Here is a 20028-nt window from a genome sequence, read left to right as displayed (position 1 = left end):
CTCCGTCGGTTCAGTTCGACGCGATCGGCGTGATGGCGTCGCCATCGCGCACGAAGGTGCCGGCCCGCGCGACCACGCTTTCACCCTCGGCGAGGCCGGAGGCGATTTCGGCGCGCCCGCCGCCGATCAGTCCGAGCGTGACCTTCTTCGTCGTCACCTTGCCGTCCTTGACAGACTGGACCATGGCGCCGCCGCGGGCATAGGTGATCGCCGAGAGCGGCAGCACGATGCTGGTCTTGCGGCCGGTCTCGATCACGCCGCGCGCGAAGGAACCGACTGCGACCGGCGGGTTGCCCGTCAGCGTGATACGCAAGCGACCGAGCCGCGAGGCCTTGTCGACCTCGGGCGAGATCAGCCGGATCTGACCGGCGAGCGGCTTGTCGGAGCCGGCCGGCGTGACCGCGACCGCCTGCCCGATCTTGAGATTGGGCAGCTCGACCTCGGCGACATCGGCTTCGAGCTCGATCGCGCCGTCGGCGATGATCTTGAACAGCGGCTCGGCCGCCGCCATCGTCGCCATCGCACCGAGCCTGGCGTTGCGGCGGCTGACGATGCCGGCCTTCGGCGCCTTGATCTCGGTACGGGCGAGCCTGACGTCGATATCGCGGCCCTGAGCCTGGGCCAGCGCCAGATCGGCGGTGGCAATCGCGAGCGCCTGCTTCATCGAGTTCAATCGCGCCTGCCCGCCTCGCGCCGCGGCAGCGCGCTGGTCGAAGGTCTCGAGGCTGGCATTGCCGCTGTCGCGCAGCGCCTTGGTCCGGTCGAAGGCGTTGTTGGCCTGGACGAGATTGGCCTCGGCCTCGACGATCTGCGCCTTGGCCTGGTCGACCGCCGCCTCTGCGCGCTTGATCTGCGCCTCGTTCTGGGAACGCTGCACTTCGAGCGTGGTGCGCGACAGACGCGCCAGCACCTGGCCGGCGACGACGCGATCGCCCTCCTCGGCGAGCAGCTCGGTGATGACGACGCCGTCGATCTCGGGCGCAACCATGATCTCGTCGCGCGCGATCATCGAGCCGGAGACGACGACGCTCTGCACGATCTCATCGCGCCTGGCCGATGTCACCGTGATCGCAGGTCCAGCGGAGGGCTTCTGGGCGGTAGCAGCGGAGGCCGGCACCTGGGCGAAGGCCGCTCCGGGCGCATAGGCAAGCGCGACGAGCGGCAGCAAGATCAGTTTTTTGGTCGAGATGGGCATGGTCGGCCTTCTTACGAAGTTTGGCCGTCGGCGAGCGGCAGCAGCATGGTCTGCGCCAGTCCCCGCATCGCGGCGAACAGGGCTTCGGCGCCGGCGGCGGCGTCGAAATTCGGATCAACGGCACGCCGGCAGAAGAAGCCGTCCGCCATCATGAACAGCGCCGTCAGAAAACGGGCTTGATCGAGATTGCTCGGCAGTTCGCCGCTCGCCTTGGCAGCCGCGACGGCGGCTCCTAGGCCCTGCTCGACCACCTCGTCGAACCCGGCACAGATCTGCGCCATCTCGGGTGTGCGCGACGCCTCGGCCCAGATCTGCAGCGCGATGATCGCCTTCTCGCGGGGCTTGCGCACCATGTGCTGGCGGCCGAGCTCCTCGAGCTGGTCGAGCAAGCCGCCCTTGGCCGGGTCGAGCTGGGCGAAATCGGCCGCGACCTCGGTCCGGTCGCGCTCGCTGATGCCGGCGATCAGCGCGTCCTTCGACGAGAAGTAGCGGTAGAGATTGCCCGGACTCATCGCGGCTTCCACAGCGATGTCGTTCATCGTCGCGGCATGAAAGCCGGCGCGCGCGAAAACGCGCTCGGCCGCATCGAGGATGCGGATATGGCGCTCCGAGAGACCGCGTTCGGCCGAGAAGGAGGATACGACTTGTGACATGCTTGTTTGGAACAGTGAGAATGAATGTTCATTCTCATGCCTGAGCCTGGCGCGAAAGTCAATCGTCGTCAGCACTGATGGTTGCATTGCCAGAGGTGTGTTGATGAAAGATTGCACGGAGCATGCACGGCGCTGGGCTCCGTCATGCTGGCGCTGGCTTACAATTTGCTTGCAGCGACAGCCGGCAAACCGCATTTTAGATATGATCCGGCGCGGAGAATCCGGTTTCGGGAGCGCAATCGACCATCGCGATGAACGATCTGTCCTATCGCTTCGAGGCCCGTCGCCGGCTCCGCACACGCCTCGACGCCCTGCCACCTCGCAAACCGGTGTTGATCGTACTCCATCAGGAGCATTCGACGCCCGGCCGCGTCGGCCGTCTGATCGCCGAGCGCGGCCATGCCCTCGATATCCGCAGGCCCCGTTTCGGCGACCCGCTGCCGCAGACCATGCGGGACCATGCCGGCGCAGTGATCTTCGGCGGGCCGATGAGCGCCAACGACCCCGACGATTTCGTCAAGGCCGAAACCGACTGGATCGGCACCTGCCTTAAGGAAGATGCGCCGTTCCTGGGGCTCTGCCTGGGTGCGCAGATGCTCGCCCGTCATCTCGGCGCGACCGTCTACAGCCATGCCGAGGGCCGGGCCGAGGTAGGCTATTACCCGCTCAGCCTGACCGAGGCCGGCCGCGCCCATGCCACTGCTTCCGGCTGCATTTGGCCGGGCATCGTCTATCAATGGCACCGCGAGGGCTTCGACTGCCCGACCGGGGCCGAATGCCTGGCGACCGGCGGCGACTTCCCGGTCCAGGCGATCCGCGCCGGCCGCAAGGCCTACGGCCTGCAATTCCACCCTGAAGTGACGCTGGCGATGATGTGCCGCTGGTCGGTACGCGGCCATGAACGTACGTTGATGCCGGGCGCGCAATTGCGCCACCAGCATCTCGACGGCTGGTACCAGTACGATCCGCCGGTCCGCGCCTGGCTCGACAGCTTCCTCGACCATTGGCTGAAAGCGCCGGCCGAGCAGGATTCCATCGCGTGACCCGCACTGTCATGGTCATCGGCGCCGGCATGGTCGGCGTCTCCTGCGCGCTTGCCTTGCAGAAGCGCGGCCTCAAGGTCACGCTGATCGACCGGCGCGAGCCCGGCCGCGAGACCTCCTACGGCAATGCCGGGGTGATCAGCCGCTCCTCGATCATGCCGCTGAACAATCCCGGCCTGTGGAAAAACCTGCCGAAATACCTCGGCAACCGGCATGCGGCGGTGCGCTACCGGCTCGGCCACCTCCTGGGCAATCCCGGCTGGATTCTCGGCTTTCTCAACGAGGCCAGGCCGGAGCGGCTCAGCCACCGCGTCGCGGCGCTGGAAAGCCTGATCGCGCCCTCCCTGCCGCTGCACAAGCGGCTGATGACGGAAGCCGGCATCGCCTGGCGCCTGCGCGATACCGGTTTCCTCGAGCTCTGGCGCAGCGAGGCCGGCCGGTCCGCCGCCGAGGCGCGCCGGACCTTCCTGGAAGACCACGATGTCCGCGTCGAGGCGCTCGACAGGCAGGCGCTCTCGGCGCTGGAGCCGAGCCTCAATCCGATATTCTCGGCTGCCCTTCACCACAAGGACAGCGCCTCGGTCGATTGGCCGGGCGCGGTGGTCGAGGCCTACGCCACGCTGTTCGCCGCGCGGGGCGGCACGATCCTGCGCGACGAGGTCACCGCCCTGTCGAGGCAGGGCGATAGCTGGCGTGTCACGGCCAAGGGCGCCCAGCACGACGCCGCGCTCGCGGTCGTCGCGCTCGGACCCTGGAGCGCCGATCTGCTGCGACCTCTCGGCCTGAAAGTGCCGCTCAATGTCGAGCGCGGCTATCACCGCCACTACAAGCCGGCGCAGGGGCGCTTCCTCAACCGCCCGATCTACGATGTCGAAGCGTCCTACATGCTGGCGCCAATGGAGCGCGGCCTGCGCCTGACCAGCGGCGTCGAGCTCGCCGATCGCGATGCCCCCGACGACCATGCCCAGATCGAGCAGGTGCTGCCGCGGGCGCGCGAGGCCTTTCCGCTGACGGAGCCGGCGGACGATGCAACCTGGCGCGGCTCACGCCCGACCTTGCCGGATTCGCTGCCTGTGATCGGCGAGGCGCCGCGCCATCCCGGCCTCTGGCTCGCCTTCGGCAACCAGCATATCGGCTTCTCGACCGGCCCCGTGACGGGGGAGATCCTCGCCGCGCTGATCTGCGGCGAAGCGGCCCCGGCTGACCCGGCGCCTTTCGCGCCGGGCCGCTATCTCTCCTGAACGTCACGCCGAGCCGCTCGGCTGCACCGGATCAGCGGTGATGCTCTTGGCCATGCCGTCACCAAGGCCGGACCAATTGACCCTGGCCGTGCCGAGCATCAGTGCCGTCAGCGCAACGAAGGCGCCGATCGCTCCCGCGAGCAGGGCGAAATCCTCGGATTTCAGGAGCGCATAGACCAGCCCATAGCCGGTGGCGAGGATCAGCCCCAGGACGCCGCCACGCGCAAAGCTGCGCAGGACGAGGCCGATATAGAGCGCGATCAGCGCCGTCGTTGCCGCGGCAGCGGTCAGATAGGCGGTCAGGAAGCCGAGATGCTCGGCTAGAGACAGCAGCAGCACATAGAACAGCACCAGCGCGAAGCCGACGAGTGTGTACTGGACGGCGTGGAGATTGTCGCGCGCAACCAGCTCCAACCCGAACACCGCGAGGAAGACCGCGCCGACGAAGAGCACGCCGTATTTGATGGCGCGTTCGACCAGCTGATAGAGATCGACCGGCTGGTAGAAACGGGCGCCGACGGCGCCGGCGAGGAAGGTTACGTCCGCCCGTTTGTCATGGGTGAAGGCGAGCGGCAGGTTGCGCGCCAGATGCGAGACCCGCCACGAGGCCGAGAAGCCGTTCGCGTCGATCACCCGGTCATCCGGCAGATGCGCGCCGGAGAAGCTCGGATGCTGCCAGTTCGAGCTCATCCGGAGTGCGCTGTTCTTCGCCAGCGGCACGATCGAGAGGCTGCGCGAGCCGTTGAGGTCGAGCCCGACCTCGACGACGAGCGGCCTGGTCAGGTCGACGCCGCGCAAGGCGGCATGGATGCCGTTGCCGTCGCGAATGCCGGCTCCCAGCGTCGGCTCAAACTCGATCGCGGCTCCGTCGCGGATCTGCGCCGTGGCCCGGTTCTTCAGGCCGCGGACATCCGCGACGCCGACGGCGAGCACCGCCTCGTTCCAGAGCGGCTGCACGTCTTCCGAGGTGATCGTCTTGAAATCGGGCGGCAGGAAGCGCGCATTCAGCGCGACCTTGCTGCGATAGACCGGCACGTCGAAGATCGAGCGCCGCCGGATTTCGGTCTGCGCCTCCGAACTCGCCTGGAGATCATCCGGCAGGAAGACCGCGACCTCGCGCGTCGGCGCCGCATTGGCGGCCTTGGGCGGCACCAGATAGGGCACCAGCAGAGCCGGTCCGCCGACGATCTGCTCGCGGCCCCAGGCATCGCCGATCTCGCGGGCAGCCTGATTTGCGGTTGCCGACCGCTCGCCACGCAGAGTGGAGACGAACATCAGCGGGACCAGCAGCAGCAGTGCCAGAAAACCGATGACGAAGAATTTCAGGCCCGGACTGCGCCCGAAGCGCCGCGGCGTGATGCCGAGGGGCAAGAGAGGAGGTTCAGGTCTGCTCTCGGTCTGCTGCCCGTGCTCTTGCGACATGATGCGCCCTCATGCGGTGACTTAAACAGCACGAAGAGAGCGCGACGTCTTGTCGCGGACGTGATCGATTGAGGGCCGAAACCGGCGAAATCGGCGGCGGAATTGCGGAAATCCGTGCGGCCCGAAACCGAACCTCGCTCAGGCGAGCCGGAATTCGCTGGCGTGAGTCGGCTGGCGTGGCGGCCGAGAACCGGAACGGAGCGTACATCAGTACGTGAGCACCGGAAGCGCAGGCCGCCGCGTCAGACGGCCGCGCCAGTAGAATTCCGGCCGGCTCAGACCTGGCGGGCCACCATCATCTTCTTCACTTCCGCGATCGCCTTGGCGGGGTTGAGCCCCTTCGGGCAGGCGTTGGCGCAATTCATGATGGTGTGGCAGCGATAGAGCCGGAACGGGTCCTCGAGATCGTCGAGGCGCTCGCCGGTGGCTTCGTCGCGCGAGTCGATCAGCCAGCGATAGGCCTGCAGCAGCGCGGCGGGGCCAAGATAGCGGTCGCCATTCCACCAATAGCTCGGGCAGGAGGTCGAGCAGCAGGCGCAGAGGATGCACTCATAGAGGCCGTCGAGCTTCTCGCGGTCGTCCTTGGCCTGCTTCCATTCCTTTTCGGGCGCCGGCGTCGTCGTCTTGAGCCAGGGCTCGATCGAGGCGTGCTGGGCGTAGAAGCGGGTCAGGTCGGGAACGAGGTCCTTGACCACCGGCATGTGCGGCAGCGGGTAGATCGCGACCTTGCCCTTGCCGCCGCACTCATCGATGCCGGTGGTGCAGGCGAGGCCGTTCTTGCCGTCCATGTTCATGGCGCAGGAGCCGCAGATGCCCTCGCGGCAGGAGCGCCGGAAGGTCAGCGTCGGGTCGACCTTGTTCTTGATCCAGATCAGCGCGTCGAGCACCATCGGCCCGCAATCGTCGCGGTCGACATAATAGGTGTCGGTGCGCGGATTGGCGGTGTCGTCCGGGTTCCAGCGATAGATCTTGAACTCGGTGACCTTCTTGGCACCGGCCGGCTTCGGCCAGGCCTTGCCCTCGGTCAGGCGGGAGTTCTGCGGGAGATTGAATTCAGCCATCGGTCAGATCGTCCTCAGTACACCCGCGCCTTCGGCTTGATGTATTCGATGTCATTCGAGAGCGTGTAGGTGTGCACCGGACGGTCATCGAGCGTGACGGTGCGCTTCTCGTCGTCGATCCACGCGAGCGTGTGCTTCATCCAGTCCTTGTCGTTGCGGTCCGGATAGTCCTCGCGGGCATGGGCGCCGCGGCTCTCCGGGCGCTGGAGCGCCGAGTCCATGGTGACCACCGCCTGGGTGATCAGGTTCTCGAACTCGAGCGTCTCGATCAGGTCCGAGTTCCAGATCAGCGAGCGATCCGTCGTGCCGATGTCGGTGATGCCGGCCCAGACCTCGTGGATCGCCTTGTGGCCCGCTTCGAGCGTCTCGCCGGTGCGATAGACGGCACAATCGGACTGCATGGTCCGCTGCATCTTGTCGCGCAGCACCGCGGTCGGCGTGCCGCCCTTGGCGTTGCGGTATTTGTCGAGGCGGGTGAGCGAGAGATCGGCCGAGTTCGCCGGCAGCTCCGGCTGCGTCTCGCCGGCCTTGACGGTCTCGGCGCAGCGCAGCCCTGCGGCGCGGCCGAAGACGACGAGGTCGATCAGCGAGTTCGAGCCGAGGCGGTTGGCGCCGTGGACGGAGACGCAAGCCGCTTCGCCGATCGCCATCAGGCCGGGCACGACCCGGTCCGGATCGCCATCGACCTTGGTCAGCACCTCGCCGTGGAAGTTCGTGGGGATGCCGCCCATGTTGTAGTGCACGGTCGGGATCACCGGGATCGGCTCGCGGGTGACGTCGACGCCGGCGAAGATCTTGGCGCTCTCCGAGATGCCGGGCAGGCGCTCGTGCAGGATCTTCGGGTCGAGATGGTCGAGATGCAGGTAGATGTGGTCCTTATCCTTGCCGACGCCGCGGCCGGCCCGGATTTCCATCGTCATCGAGCGTGAGACGACATCGCGCGAGGCGAGGTCCTTGGCCGAGGGGGCATAGCGTTCCATGAAGCGCTCGCCCTCGGAATTGGTGAGGTAGCCGCCCTCGCCGCGGGCGCCCTCGGTGATCAGGCAGCCCGAGCCGTAGATCCCGGTCGGGTGGAACTGCACGAACTCCATGTCCTGCATCGGCAGGCCGGCGCGCAGCACCATGCCGCCGCCATCGCCGGTGCAGGTATGGGCGCTGGTCGCCGAGAAATAGGCGCGGCCATAGCCACCGGTCGCAAGGATCGTCTGCTGCGAGCGGAAGCGGTGCAGCGTGCCGTCATCGAGCTTCAGCGCGATCACGCCACGGCAATGGCCGTCCTCGTCCATGATCAGGTCGATGGCGAAGTATTCGATGAAGAACTCGGTGTTGTAGCGCAGCGCCTGGCCATACAGCGTGTGCAGCATGGCGTGGCCGGTGCGGTCGGCGGCGGCGCAGGTGCGCTGGGCCGGAGGCCCGTTGCCGAAATCGGTGGTCATGCCGCCGAAGGGGCGCTGATAGATTTTCCCCGACTCCGTGCGCGAAAAGGGCACGCCCCAGTGCTCGAGTTCGTAGACGGCGGCCGGTGCGTTGCGCACGAGATATTCGATGGCGTCCTGGTCGCCGAGCCAGTCCGACCCCTTGACGGTGTCGTACATGTGCCACTGCCAGGTGTCCTTGCCCATATTGCCGAGCGAGGCGGCGACGCCGCCCTGGGCGGCGACGGTGTGCGAGCGGGTCGGGAAGACCTTGCTGATGCAGGCGGTGCGCAGGCCGGCCTGCGAGCAGCCGACCGTGGCGCGAAGCCCGGCGCCGCCGGCGCCGACGACGACGACGTCGAAGGTGTGGTCGGTGATGGGGTAGGCCTGGCCGGTATAGGCCGGGACGGCACGGGCGCGGGTGATCGCCATGATCAGCCTCCGAACGAGATCTTCAGGAGCGCGAAGGCGCAGGCAGCGCCGACCGCGATCGCAAAGAAGGTGTTGGCCATCACGGCGAGGATCTTCAGCCCCTCATGATGGACATAGTCCTCGATGACGACCTGCATGCCCAGGCGCATGTGGACGACGCCGGAGACCACGAAGAGCAGCATCAGGATCGCGACCTGCGGCTTGGCCAGCGTCGCAATCGCGGCGCCATAGGGCTTGCCGATCAGCGAAAGCACGACGCAGAGGAAGCCGATCGTCAGGACGAGGTTGGCGACGGCGGTAAGGCGTTGCAGCCAGAAATGGCCGGTGCCGGACTTGGCGGAGCCGAGGCCGCGGACGCGGCCGAGCGGAGTGCGCATCGAGGAGTTGGAGAGCATCGGCTTTGGTCCTCAGCGCGTCAGGGCGACGATCCAGACGAGCACGGTGAGCCCGCCGGAGACGACGACACTGTACTTCGCCAGATTCGTGCGGGTCTGCGGGTCGAAGCCGTGGCCGAGATCCCAGACGAAATGGCGAAGACCACCGACCATATGGTGCAGCAGCACGAAGGTGTAACCGAACAGCACGAGCCGGCCGAGGATGGAGCCGGCGATCCACTGCGCCGTTTCGTAAGCGGCCGGGCCCGAGGCGGCGGCGATGAGCCAGAGCGCGATCAGCAGGGTACCGGCATAGAGCGCCGAACCGGTGGCGCGATGGGCGATCGACATCGCCATGGTCCAGGACCAGCGATAAATCTGCAGATGCGGTGAAAGCGGGCGCGCCGCCGGTCTGGACTCGGCCAAGTCTTGAACTCCCGACCCTTCAAGCTCACGAAGCGAAGATCGCTTGGTATCGTTCTAGAGTGTATGGCTCTCTAACGAAACCATGTCCTTGTCGCAATGCGGTATGCATTCGGGCGATTACAGAAATCGAAATCTGTAACTTTTCAGTCCACGACGACCCTCGACCGCTTCCGGATCGTCACCGCGGCAGCAGCGCCCAGTAGTCGAAATCGAGGATCACCCCGTCAGCATACTGGTCGGCGTGCTTCAGCGGGTACTCGTTGCAGGGCAGGTTCTTGGTCGCGACGAGGCGAAGCCTGAGCGCGCCGACATCCTCGCGTCCAGGCACCTCGGCCGCCTCCAGCACCTCGCTCCAGGCGAAGACGGTGTCGCCGGCAAAGAGCGGCGAGACATGGCGACCCGCGTTGATCGCGGCGATGTGGAAGGCGTTGCCGAGCCCGTTGAAGGACAGGGCGCGCGCCAGGCTGATGACATGCCCGCCATAGATCAGGCGCTTGCCGAAGCGGGTCTCGCGGGCGCCATAGGCGTCGAAATGGACCTTGGCGGTATTCTGGTAGAGCCGCGTCGCAATCTGGTGTTCGGCCTCCTCGACGGTCATGCCGTCGACATGGTCGATGCGCTCGCCTGCGCGGTAGTCGCCCCAGCGGAAGGGCGAACCCGAAAGCGCATCGTCATAGGCGGCCGGATGCAGCGGCGGGCAGCCCTCGCCCAACGCCTCCGGGGCGACGCTCTTCGGCAGCTCGGGCACCAGCTCGAACTCCGCCGGCGTGCCGGGCCGGCGCTTGCGCACCAGCACCCAGCGAGCATAGCTCAGCACGATCTCATTATGCTGGTTGCGGCCGATCGAGCGGACATAGACGATGCCGGCATCGCCGCCCGAGGTCTGCTTCAGACCGATCACCTCCGAGGTCGTCGAGAGCGTGTCACCCGGAAAGACCGGCTTGAGGAAGCGGCCATCGGCATAGCCGAGATTGGCGACGGCATTGAGCGAGATGTCCGGCACCGTCTTGCCGAAGACGATGTGGAAGACCAGCAGATCGTCGACCGGCGCGACTGGATAGCCGATCGCTTTGGCGAAGGCATCCGAGGATTGCACGGCAAAGCGCGTCCCGTAGAGCGCGGTGTAGAGCGAGACGTCGCCGACCGAGACCGTGCGCGGCGTCGCGTGGACGATGGTCTCGCCGAGCCGGAAGTCCTCGAAGAAGCGGCCGGTATTGGTCTTGCTGGTGATCTCGGACATCGGCTCGGCTCTCGCGGCGGGACCTCATTGTGCGCTGCGGCGCGGCCCGCCGTAAAGCTCGCCCGAAGCCGAAGGTCAGAGCCGGAAGTCGCGCGGCCGCAGGCCGGCATGGAACCAGGTGATCATCGAATAGATGTCGTAGACCGGCAGGCCCGTCGCCGCCTGCACCGCAGCCGCATAGGGCGGCATGTTGGTGCATTCGAGCACGATCGCGCCGACCTCGGGATGATCAGCGACCAGTCGCTGGGCCGCCTCGACCACGTCCTGCTCGGCGAGGTCGATGTCCATCTCCTCCTTCTCCGCCTTGATCAGCACGCGGAAGAATTCGCGGCCGTTCTCGGTGCCGGTGACCGGTGTGTCGGCGGGAACGCCGACGGCCGCAAGGTGCTGCGGCGTCAGCGTCGCCGCCGATACGGTGACGAGGCCGACGCGTTTGCCCGGCGGCAAAGTCGCCTGCACCCAGGGAACCTGCATCAGCGATGACGTCGCGACGGGAACACCGACCGCAGCCGCCAGCTCCTGCTGAAACAGCGAGAGGAAGCCGCAATTGGTGGTGATCGCCTCGGCGCCGTGCCGGATCAGCTCCTGCGCCGCCGCGACGAAATCCGGGAGCAGCCCGGCCGCTCCCTTCAGCACCACCTTCTCCGGGCTGGCCCCGGAGACGACGCGGTAGAGAACCGGGAAAGGCCAGGTCGTGGCGTTGCCCATGTCGCCGAAGATGCGCGGAAAACGCGCCTCCAGCATCAGCACGCCGAGCGGCGCGCCATAGACCGCCTTGCCGCCCTTGGCGATGCCGCGCCGGCTCACGCGATGATCTCGATCAGCTTGGCGAGATCGACATTGGCGCCGCAGACGAGGACGCCGAGGCGTTCGCCAGGCTGCGGCTTGTAGGAGCCGGCGATCAGCGCGCCGAGCGCCGCCGCGCCGCCGGGCTCGACCGCGAGGCGGAAATCGCGCCAGAGCAGCGCTTGAGCCTCGGTGATCGCCGCATCCGGGACCAGCACGACATGGTCGACCGCATCCTTGCAGACGTCATAGACCAGCTGGCCGACATTGCGGGCCCCCAGCGAATCGGCCGCGACCGAGGCGACGGTCACCGTCACCGGCCCTTTCGCTTCAAGCGCCGCCTGCAACGCCCGCGAGCCTTCCGGCTCGACCCCGACGACCTTGACGCTGGTGCCGGCGAACCAGGCGGCGATGCCGGAGATCAGGCCGCCGCCGCCGACTGCGACTAGGACGGTGTCGAGGTCAGGCTCCTGGCCTTGCCATTCGCGGCCGAGCGTGCCCTGGCCGGCGATCGTCTCCCTGGCCGAGAAGGGGTGGATCTTCAGCGCGCCGGTCTCGGCCACGAACTTGTCGCAGGCCGCCTGGGCGTCGTCATATTGCGCACCACCGATCCGGACCTCGGCGCCGAAGCGGCGGATCGCCTCGATCTTGGCGGCCGGCGAGATTTCCGGCACGAAGATCGTCGCCTTCACGCCGCGCTGGCCGGCGGCATAGGCGACCGCTGCACCGTGATTGCCGCCCGAGGCCGCGGCGACGCCGGCGGCCGGCACATCGAGCGAGAGCAGGTTGTTGAAAGCGCCGCGCGTCTTGAACGAGCCGGCATGCTGCAGGCATTCGAGCTTGAGCGAGACATCGGCGCGCGAGCCGAAAGCGCCGGTGCCGAGCCGCATCACCGGAGTGGTGCGGGCATGGCCGGCAATGCGGTCAGCCGCGGCCTCGATCATCGAGCGCGGCACAGGCTTGTCTGTCATGGGCGGATCCTGGGCGAGGGAGCGATCCGCGACATAGGTCCAGATCGCGATAGGTAGAGCGTGGCTATCGCGTCCCGGCGGATCGGGAAAGGGCCTCCCGCGCCCGGCGGCAATGTGCCGGGCGACGACCAGCGCTGCGAGGGCGTCGACGGCATCGTCAGCCGCGGCACCGCGCGGCGGTTTCGCATGGACGATGGCCTCCGGCAGTCCCGCCGCCAGCAGCAGAGCGCGGCGCTCGGCCATCCCGGCCGGGTTGACCACGCCCTTGATCTTCTTCGGGTGCACCAGCGGCGCACCGCGCATGGTCGCGAAAGCAAGCTCCGGATGCGTCTCGAAGATGCGCTCGCGCCAATCAGGCTCGGCCCGCAGCAGAGCGTCGATCTCGCGGATGCGCGGAAAGAGATGAAAGCCCTGCTTCGAGACCTTACGCGGCGGCTCCGAGGTCGCAAGCGCCAATAGGCAGGCCTCAGCATAGTCGGTTGCGTGTACCGCGCTGCGCGAGGGAATAGAGAATACCGAGGATTGCCGCTCGCCGAGGAGCGCCCGCACCGCCTGCTCCGGCCCACGTCCCGATCCGGAGATCCGGTCCGGCAGGCCGATCGGCATGTCGACCGCGATCAGCTCCGGCACAGTCTGGCCGGCGAGCAGATCGCTCCAGCGCGGAAGGACCCGAAAAAATGGTGCGTCCTGCCCGGTAGGATCGGCGAAAGCCGCGATCCAGCCCGCCTTGCAGCCATCGACACCGGCAATCCAGCCCATCACAGCCCCGTCATTCGTCCTTCGCAGAACTGACATTGCATTGCGGCGCAGCTTAGTGTGCACTGCAGCGAACCCGGCGACCCTCAATCCGGAGAGACACTATGACCGACATCCGTCCGCGCCGCAGCGTCCTCTATATGCCGGGCTCCAATGCCCGCGCGTTGGAGAAGGCCCGCGAAATTGCCGCCGACGCGCTGATCCTCGATCTCGAGGACGCGGTCGCTCCGGACGCCAAGGGACTGGCGCGCGAACAGGTGTGCGCCGCGGTGAAGGCGGGCGGCTATGGCCGGCGCGAGCTGGTCATCCGCACCAACGGCATCGATACGCCCTGGTTCGACGCCGACCTCGCCGCCGCGACGGAAGCCGCGCCCAACGCGATCCTGATCCCCAAGGTGTCTTCGCCGGAAGCGTTGATCGAGATCGGCCATCGCCTGACAGGGCTCTGGGCCAAGCCGGAAACGCAGATCTGGGCGATGATCGAGACACCGCTTGCCATCCTCGATTGCGAGAAGATCGCTCGGGCCGCCCGTGATCCCTCGACGCGTCTCGGCTGCTTCATCCTCGGCACCAACGACCTTGCCAAGGAAACCCGCGCCCGCTTCGTGCCCGGCCGTGCGCCGATGCTGCCCTGGCTGACCACGGCGATCCTCGCCGCGCGCGCCCATGGCATCGACGTCATCGACGGCGTCTACAATGACCTCAAGGACGAGGCCGGCTTCCGCGCCGAATGCGAGCAGGCCCGCGACCTCGGCTTCGACGGCAAGACCCTGATCCATCCCAACCAGGTCGCAGTGGCGAACGGCATCTTCGCGCCGGAGGAGACCGAGCTCGCGCGGGCCCGCGCCATCATCTCGGCTTTCGACGAGCCGGGGAACGCCGACAAGGGCGCGATCCAGCTCGACGGGCGCATGGTCGAGCGTTTGCATGCCGAGATGGCCAAGCGTGTCGTCGCACTGGCCGAGGCGATCGCGGCCTGAGTTCACCTTGCTGGCCATGACGTGGTAGCGGGAGGGGTCATGACCTCCTCCCTCCCCTATCGACCCAATGTCGGCATCGCCCTGTTCAACGCGCAGGGCCGCGTCTTTGCCGGCCGCTCGCACAGCGCCGGGCCTGAGATCGTCCTGCCGGGCTTCGACTGGCAGATGCCGCAGGGCGGCATCGACGCGAACGAGGATATCGTTGCGGCCGCCCGCCGCGAGCTCGCCGAGGAAACCGGGGTGAGCAGCGCCGCATTCCTCGCCGCCACGCAGGAGTGGTGGGCCTACGACTTCCCCGCCTATGCCGGCCCGCCGCACAGGCTGAGCGTCTTTCGCGGCCAGCGCCAGCGCTGGGTCGCTTTCCGCTTCACCGGCAGCGAGACCGAGTTCGACATCAGCCGGCCGAATGGTGACGAGCCCGCCGAGTTCTCGGAGTGGGCCTGGCTGCCGCTCGCGGAGATGCCGGAGCGCGTCGTGCCGTTCAAGCGAATGGTCTACGAGAAAGTGGTCGCGGCCTTTGCCGAGTTCGCCAAGCCGACGAGCTGATCCTCGCCTTCAGACCCAACGAAAAAGGGCCGCTTGCGCGGCCCGTTGTCTCTCGTCCCAGGCCGCGACGCGGTCCTTCAGGCAGCCTTACGCTGCTCGAACACGCCCTTGAACTCGCGCAGTTGCACGAGCTGGTCGTGCAGGCGCTTCTTCTCGGCTTCGTCATGCGAACCGGCATGGCGGGTCTCGGCGGTCAGAATCTCCGCATCGAGGACGGCGGTGTCGACGTCCTCGAGGAAGCGGGCCTGCTCAGCCAGGATGGTGAGGCTCGTGGCGTTGATCTCGGCGAGGCCGCCGGAGACGAAGAATTCCTTGCCGTTGCTCGAGTCGGTCTGGACCAGGACGATGCCGGGCTTCAGCACGGCGACGACCGGCGCATGACCGGCGAGCACGGTCATCTCACCCTCGACCGACGGCACGATGACGCTGACGGCGTCGCCCGAGAATAGGATGCGCTCCGGCGAGACGAGTTCGAATGTGAAGGTGGCCATCGTAAAATCTCTCCAGGCTCGTCATGGTCGGGCCTGACCCGACCATCTCTGAAACCAGTGTCTTCTCGTCCAGAGATTCCCGGGACAAGCCCGGGAAAGACGCGTGTCACGCCCCCCGACCGACCGATGCCGGCCGGGATGGCCCGTGAAACTTACGCCGCCTCGGCAGCCAGGCGCTGGGCCTTCTCGACCGCTTCCTCGATCGAGCCGACCATGTAGAAGGCGGCTTCCGGCAGGTGGTCGTACTTGCCCTCGACCAGGCCCTTGAAGCCCTTGATGGTGTCTTCGAGCGCGACGAGCTTGCCCGGCGAGCCGGTGAAGACTTCCGCGACGAAGAAGGGCTGCGACAGGAAGCGCTCGATCTTGCGGGCGCGGGCGACGGCGAGCTTGTCCTCTTCCGAGAGCTCGTCCATGCCCAGGATCGCGATGATGTCCTGCAGGGCCTTGTAGCGCTGGAGGATCTGCTGGACCTGGCGGGCGACGCCGTAGTGCTCGTCACCGACGATGGCGGCAGAGAGCATGCGCGAGGTCGAGTCGAGCGGGTCGACCGCCGGGTAGATGCCCTTTTCCGCGATCGAGCGCGAGAGCACGGTCGTGGCGTCAAGGTGCGCGAACGAGGTCGCCGGCGCCGGGTCGGTCAGGTCGTCCGCCGGCACGTAGATCGCCTGCACCGAGGTGATCGAGCCCTTATTGGTGGTGGTGATGCGCTCCTGCAGGTTGCCCATGTCGGTGGCAAGCGTCGGCTGATAGCCCACCGCCGACGGGATACGGCCGAGCAGCGCCGACACCTCGGAGCCCGCCTGGGTGAAGCGGAAGATGTTGTCGACGAAGAACAGCACGTCCTGGCCACGGTCGCGGAAGTCTTCCGCCACCGTCAGGCCGGACAGGGCGACGCGCATGCGGGCACCCGGGGGCTCGTTCATCTGACCGTAGACGAGAGCGCACTTGGAGCCTTCGCCGCCGCCCTTCTTGTTCACGCCCGACTCGATCATCTCGTGATAGAGGTCGTTGCCCTCGCGGGTGCGCTCGCCGACGCCGGCGAACACGGAATAACCACCGTGGGCCTTCGCGACGTTGTTGATCAGCTCCATGATCAGAACGGTCTTGCCGACGCCGGCGCCGCCGAACAGGCCGATCTTGCCGCCCTTGGCGTAAGGCGCCAGCAGGTCGACGACCTTGATGCCGGTGACCAGGATCTGCGCTTCCGTCGCCTGGTCGGCATAGCTCGGAGCCGGCTGGTGGATGGCGCGGGTGCCCGACGTCTTGATCGGACCGGCCTCGTCCACCGGCTCGCCGATGACGTTCATGATGCGGCCGAGGCACTCGTCACCGACCGGAACCGCGATCGGGGCGCCGGTGTCGGTGACCACCTGGCCGCGGACCAGACCTTCGGTCGAGTCCATGGCGATGGTGCGAACCGTGTTCTCACCGAGATGCTGGGCGACCTCGAGGACGAGGCGGTTGCCGAGATTGTCGGTCTCGAGCGCATTCAGGATCTCGGGCAGGATGCCGTCGAACTGCACGTCGACGACGGCGCCGATGACCTGCGCGACGCGGCCGGTGCCGGTGTTGGCGGGCTTGTCGGTCTTGGTCTTGGTAGCGGCTTTGGCCATGGTTCGAACCTCGGATTCGCGTTCAGCGTGTCGGATGGCCGGCACGCCGGCCTGAAGTTAGGCGGTTAGAGCGCTTCCGCGCCGGAGATGATCTCGATCAGTTCCTTGGTGATCATCGCCTGGCGCGAGCGGTTGTACAGCTGCGTCTGCTTCTTGATCATCTCGCCGGCATTGCGCGTGGCGGAGTCCATCGCCGACATGCGCGCGCCCTGCTCGGAAGCGGCGTTCTCCAGGATCGCACGCAGCACCTGCACCGTGAGGTTGCGCGGCAGCAGCGTCTCGAGGATCTCGCTTTCCTCCGGCTCGTAGTCGTAGACCGCGGCCATCGTCTTGGTGCCGGCCGGGATTTCGGCCGGGATGATGCGCTGCGCCGTCGGGATCTGCGAGATCACCGACTTGAACTTCGAGAAGAACAGCGTCGCGACGTCGAACTCCCCGGCGGCAAAGCGCGCCAGGATGTTCTGCGCGATCGTCTCGGCATTGGCGAAACCGAGCTGCTTGAAGGCGCGCAGGTCGATCACCTCGACGATGTCGGCGGCGAACTGCCGACGCAGGATGTCGAAGCCCTTCTTGCCGACGCAGATGAACTTGACCGTCTTGCCCTCGGCCTTCAGCGCCAGCGCCTTGTCGCGGGCGAGGCGGGCGATCGAGGAGTTGAAGGCGCCGCAGAGGCCGCGCTCGGCGGTGCAGACCACGAGCAGGTGCACCTTGTCCGAGCCCGTCCCGCCGATCAGCTTCGGCGCGCCCGGCCCGGAGATGCCAGAGGCGAGGTTCGCCAGCACCGTCTCCATGCGCTCGGCATAGGGACGCGCCGCCTCGGCCGCGCTCTGGGCGCGGCGCAGCTTGGCTGCCGCGACCATCTGCATGGCCTTGGTGATCTTCTGCGTCGCCTTCACCGAGGCGATGCGGTTGCGTAGGTCCTTAAGGGACGGCATCCGGTCTTGATCCCCTATCCGTCATTGCGAGGGCGCAGCGACGAAGCAATCCAGAACTGGCGCAGCGGGGCTGGATTGCCTCGCTGCGCTCGCAAAGATCAGGCGAAGGACTTGGCGTAGCCCTCGACGATCCCCTTCAGCTTCGCGGCATTCGCGTCCGAAAGGTCTTTCGAGGAGCCGATCTCGTTCAGCAGGTCGGCGTGCTTGCCGCGCACCAGCGAGAGCAGCCCGTCTTCGAAGGCGCGCACCTTGCTGACCGGCAGCGGGTCGAGATAGCCGTTGACGCCGGCATAGATCACGACCGTCTGCTCTTCCATCTTCAGCGGCGAGAACTGGCCCTGCTTCAGCAGCTCGGTCAGGCGGGCGCCGCGGTTGAGCAGGCGCTGCGTGACGGCGTCGAGGTCGGAGCCGAACTGGGCGAAGGCCGCCATCTCGCGATACTGGGCGAGCTCGCCCTTGATCTTGCCGGCAACCTTCTTGGTCGCCTTGGTCTGGGCGGCCGAGCCGACGCGCGACACCGAGAGGCCGACGTTCACCGCCGGACGGATGCCCTGGTAGAACAGGTCGGTCTCGAGGAAGATCTGCCCGTCGGTGATCGAGATCACGTTGGTTGGGATGTAGGCCGAGACGTCGTTCGCCTGCGTCTCGATGACCGGCAGCGCCGTCAGCGAGCCGAGACCGGCGGCCTCGCCCATCTTGGCGGCGCGCTCGAGCAGGCGGGAATGCAGGTAGAACACGTCGCCGGGATACGCTTCGCGGCCCGGCGGGCGGCGAAGCAGCAGCGACATCTGGCGGTAGGCGACGGCCTGCTTCGACAGGTCGTCATAGATGATCACGGCGTGCATGCCGTTGTCGCGGAAATACTCGCCCATCGAGCAGCCGGCGAAGGGCGCCAGGAACTGCATCGGGGCCGGGTCGGAGGCGGTGGCCGCCACGACGATGGAATACTCCATCGCGCCGCGCTCCTCGAGCACCTTCACGAGCTGGGCGACGGTCGAACGCTTCTGGCCGACGGCGACGTAGACGCAGTAGAGCTTCTGGCTCTCCGGCGCGCCTTCGACGTTCAGCGGCTTCTGGTTGAGGATCGTGTCGAGCGCCACGGCGGTCTTGCCGGTCTGACGGTCGCCGATGATCAGCTCGCGCTGGCCGCGGCCGATCGGGATCAGGGCGTCGATCGCCTTGAGGCCGGTCGCCATCGGCTCGTGCACCGACTTGCGCGGGATGATGCCGGGGGCCTTGACGTCGACGCGGGCGCGCTGGGCCGCCTTGATCGGGCCCTTGCCGTCGATCGGGTTGCCGAGCGCGTCGACGACGCGGCCGAGCAGCTCCTTGCCGACCGGCACGTCGACGATGGCGCCGGTGCGCTTGACGGTCTGGCCTTCCTTGATCTCGCGGTCGGAACCGAAAATGACGACGCCGACATTGTCGCTCTCGAGGTTGAGGGCCATGCCGCGCACGCCCGACTCGAACTCGACCATCTCGCCGGCCTGGACCTTGTCGAGACCGTAGACGCGGGCGATGCCGTCACCGACGGAGAGAACCTGACCGACCTCGGTGACCGAGGCTTCCGAGCCGAAGTTCGAGATCTGCGACTTCAGGATAGCGGAGATTTCAGCGGCGCGGATGTCCATCAGCCGACCTCTTTCATGGCAAGACGAATAGAATTGAGCTTGGTTTTCAGGGACGCATCGACCATGCGTGAACCCATCTTGACGATGAGACCGCCGATGATGGCCGGGTCGACCTTGAGCGAAACGTCGACATCCTTGCCCGCAACCTCCCTGAGGGCGGCAGTGATGTCCTTGAGCTGGGCGGCCGAGGGCTGCTCGGCGAGCGTGACCTCGGCGCTGACCACGCCCTTGGCCTCGGCGACCTTGGCACGGAAGGCGCGGATCATGCCCGGCAGCGCGAACAGGCGGCGCTTGCTGGCGACGAAGCCGATGAAGTTGGCGGCAAGCCCGGCGATGCCGGCCTTGGCGGTGAGCGCGGTGATGGCGGAGACCTGATCCTGCGCCGAGAAAGCCGGGCTCTCGATCAGGCGCTTGAGATCGTCGCTCTCGGCGATCATCGCGGCGAAGCCATCGAGGTCCTTGGCGACGGCGTCGACCATCTTGGCCTCGCTGGCCAGTTCGAACAGAGCCGTCGCATAGCGCTCGGCCACGCCCGAGACTGGGGACTGTTCCTGCGATCCGCCCTCGGCCACGCTCTCGCTCTCTCTTCCAGGGGACCGCTCCGGCGACCTTCCGACGAAGGTGGAGTGCACGGCCCCGACACTGCGATGATCAAGCGCGCGACAAACCTGTTCCAGGGCTTGCGGCGCTTGGATTGCGGCGGTGCGATAGCATGGGGTTTCGGGGTGCGCAACCAACGAAATACCCGCCCCACATGCTTTGGATGCGGTCGAAAGAAGCAGCCGGCGCCGGGCGCGGCCAGCTGCGCGGCTACGCA

At 67.1% G+C, this 20028-nt stretch carries 19 protein-coding genes; 4 read left to right on the top strand and 15 right to left on the bottom strand.

Annotation, left to right across the window (positions count from 1 at the left end; translation table 11 throughout):
• Positions 1-10: 10 nt before the first annotated feature.
• Both V7S63_RS20075 and V7S63_RS20070 read right to left on the bottom strand, forming a co-directional pair.
• A complete protein-coding gene (locus V7S63_RS20075) occupies positions 11-1195 on the bottom strand; it encodes an efflux RND transporter periplasmic adaptor subunit (protein ID WP_336531499.1) in 1185 nt (394 codons plus the stop codon).
• An 11-nt stretch (positions 1196-1206) separates the two neighbouring features.
• The gene (locus V7S63_RS20070) at positions 1207-1848 is read right to left on the bottom strand and encodes a TetR family transcriptional regulator (protein WP_199777448.1); all 642 of its coding nucleotides are present in this window, start codon (positions 1846-1848) and stop codon (positions 1207-1209) included.
• A 251-nt stretch (positions 1849-2099) separates the two neighbouring features.
• On the opposite strand from V7S63_RS20070, the gene V7S63_RS20065 reads away from it, so the two are divergent.
• The gene (locus tag V7S63_RS20065; RefSeq protein WP_100962090.1) at positions 2100-2891 is read left to right on the top strand and encodes a glutamine amidotransferase; all 792 of its coding nucleotides are present in this window, start codon (positions 2100-2102) and stop codon (positions 2889-2891) included.
• Entirely contained in the window at positions 2888-4132 is a 1245-nt protein-coding gene (locus tag V7S63_RS20060) for an NAD(P)/FAD-dependent oxidoreductase (RefSeq protein WP_336531498.1), read from the top strand. The genes V7S63_RS20065 and V7S63_RS20060 overlap by 4 nt, the downstream gene beginning before the upstream one ends.
• Positions 4133-4135: 3 nt before the next feature.
• On the opposite strand, the gene creD is transcribed toward V7S63_RS20060, so the two are convergent.
• The 8 genes from creD to V7S63_RS20020 form a co-directional block, all read right to left on the bottom strand.
• Positions 4136-5554, bottom strand: coding sequence for a cell envelope integrity protein CreD (creD, locus tag V7S63_RS20055; RefSeq protein WP_336531497.1), 1419 nt, complete (start codon positions 5552-5554; stop codon positions 4136-4138).
• Between the two features lie 275 nt (positions 5555-5829).
• The gene (locus V7S63_RS20050) at positions 5830-6615 is read right to left on the bottom strand and encodes a succinate dehydrogenase iron-sulfur subunit (RefSeq protein WP_091832860.1); all 786 of its coding nucleotides are present in this window, start codon (positions 6613-6615) and stop codon (positions 5830-5832) included.
• A 14-nt stretch (positions 6616-6629) separates the two neighbouring features.
• Positions 6630-8462, bottom strand: coding sequence for a succinate dehydrogenase flavoprotein subunit (sdhA, locus tag V7S63_RS20045; RefSeq protein ID WP_091832857.1), 1833 nt, complete (start codon positions 8460-8462; stop codon positions 6630-6632).
• A 2-nt stretch (positions 8463-8464) separates the two neighbouring features.
• Positions 8465-8857 carry a succinate dehydrogenase, hydrophobic membrane anchor protein gene (gene sdhD / locus V7S63_RS20040; protein ID WP_244543789.1) on the bottom strand — a complete coding sequence of 131 codons (393 nt, stop codon included), beginning with the start codon at positions 8855-8857 and terminating at the stop codon, positions 8465-8467.
• A 12-nt stretch (positions 8858-8869) separates the two neighbouring features.
• Positions 8870-9262, bottom strand: coding sequence for a succinate dehydrogenase, cytochrome b556 subunit (sdhC, locus tag V7S63_RS20035; protein WP_336531496.1), 393 nt, complete (start codon positions 9260-9262; stop codon positions 8870-8872).
• A gap of 178 nt (positions 9263-9440) precedes the next feature.
• Entirely contained in the window at positions 9441-10502 is a 1062-nt protein-coding gene (locus V7S63_RS20030; protein ID WP_336531495.1) for a MaoC family dehydratase, read from the bottom strand.
• Positions 10503-10577: 75 nt separating this feature from the next.
• Positions 10578-11309, bottom strand: coding sequence for an aspartate/glutamate racemase family protein (locus V7S63_RS20025; RefSeq protein WP_336531494.1), 732 nt, complete (start codon positions 11307-11309; stop codon positions 10578-10580).
• Positions 11306-13018 (bottom strand): serine/threonine dehydratase, encoded by a 1713-nt coding sequence (locus V7S63_RS20020; protein WP_336531493.1) that lies wholly within the window; start codon positions 13016-13018, stop codon positions 11306-11308. The genes V7S63_RS20025 and V7S63_RS20020 overlap by 4 nt, the downstream gene beginning before the upstream one ends.
• 101 nt (positions 13019-13119) lie before the next feature.
• Here V7S63_RS20020 and V7S63_RS20015 point away from each other — a divergent pair, with 101 nt between their 5' ends.
• Positions 13120-13995 carry an HpcH/HpaI aldolase/citrate lyase family protein gene (locus V7S63_RS20015; RefSeq protein ID WP_336531492.1) on the top strand — a complete coding sequence of 292 codons (876 nt, stop codon included), beginning with the start codon at positions 13120-13122 and terminating at the stop codon, positions 13993-13995.
• A gap of 39 nt (positions 13996-14034) precedes the next feature.
• Complete coding sequence (locus V7S63_RS20010; protein WP_100962084.1) at positions 14035-14541, top strand: RNA pyrophosphohydrolase; 507 nt, start codon at positions 14035-14037, stop codon at positions 14539-14541.
• A gap of 77 nt (positions 14542-14618) precedes the next feature.
• Here the strand turns inward: V7S63_RS20010 and V7S63_RS20005 are convergent, their stop codons facing one another.
• The 5 genes from V7S63_RS20005 to V7S63_RS19985 form a co-directional block, all read right to left on the bottom strand.
• The gene (locus tag V7S63_RS20005; protein ID WP_091832833.1) at positions 14619-15032 is read right to left on the bottom strand and encodes a F0F1 ATP synthase subunit epsilon; all 414 of its coding nucleotides are present in this window, start codon (positions 15030-15032) and stop codon (positions 14619-14621) included.
• A gap of 152 nt (positions 15033-15184) precedes the next feature.
• Positions 15185-16645 carry a F0F1 ATP synthase subunit beta gene (gene atpD, locus V7S63_RS20000; RefSeq protein WP_336531491.1) on the bottom strand — a complete coding sequence of 487 codons (1461 nt, stop codon included), beginning with the start codon at positions 16643-16645 and terminating at the stop codon, positions 15185-15187.
• 65 nt (positions 16646-16710) lie between these two features.
• Complete coding sequence (locus tag V7S63_RS19995; RefSeq protein ID WP_336531490.1) at positions 16711-17580, bottom strand: F0F1 ATP synthase subunit gamma; 870 nt, start codon at positions 17578-17580, stop codon at positions 16711-16713.
• Between the two features lie 98 nt (positions 17581-17678).
• Positions 17679-19211, bottom strand: coding sequence for a F0F1 ATP synthase subunit alpha (gene atpA, locus V7S63_RS19990; protein WP_336531489.1), 1533 nt, complete (start codon positions 19209-19211; stop codon positions 17679-17681).
• Positions 19211-19783: a F0F1 ATP synthase subunit delta gene (locus V7S63_RS19985; protein WP_336531488.1), complete on the bottom strand. Its 573-nt coding sequence runs from the start codon at positions 19781-19783 to the stop codon at positions 19211-19213. Before V7S63_RS19985 ends, atpA begins: the two co-directional genes overlap by 1 nt.
• Positions 19784-20028: the final 245 nt, after the last annotated feature.

The organism is Allobosea sp. CCNWLY174 (genome assembly GCF_037120455.1).
Classification (GTDB): domain Bacteria; phylum Pseudomonadota; class Alphaproteobacteria; order Rhizobiales; family Beijerinckiaceae; genus Allobosea; species Allobosea lupini.
This window is presented reverse-complemented; position numbering and strand designations above follow the sequence as displayed.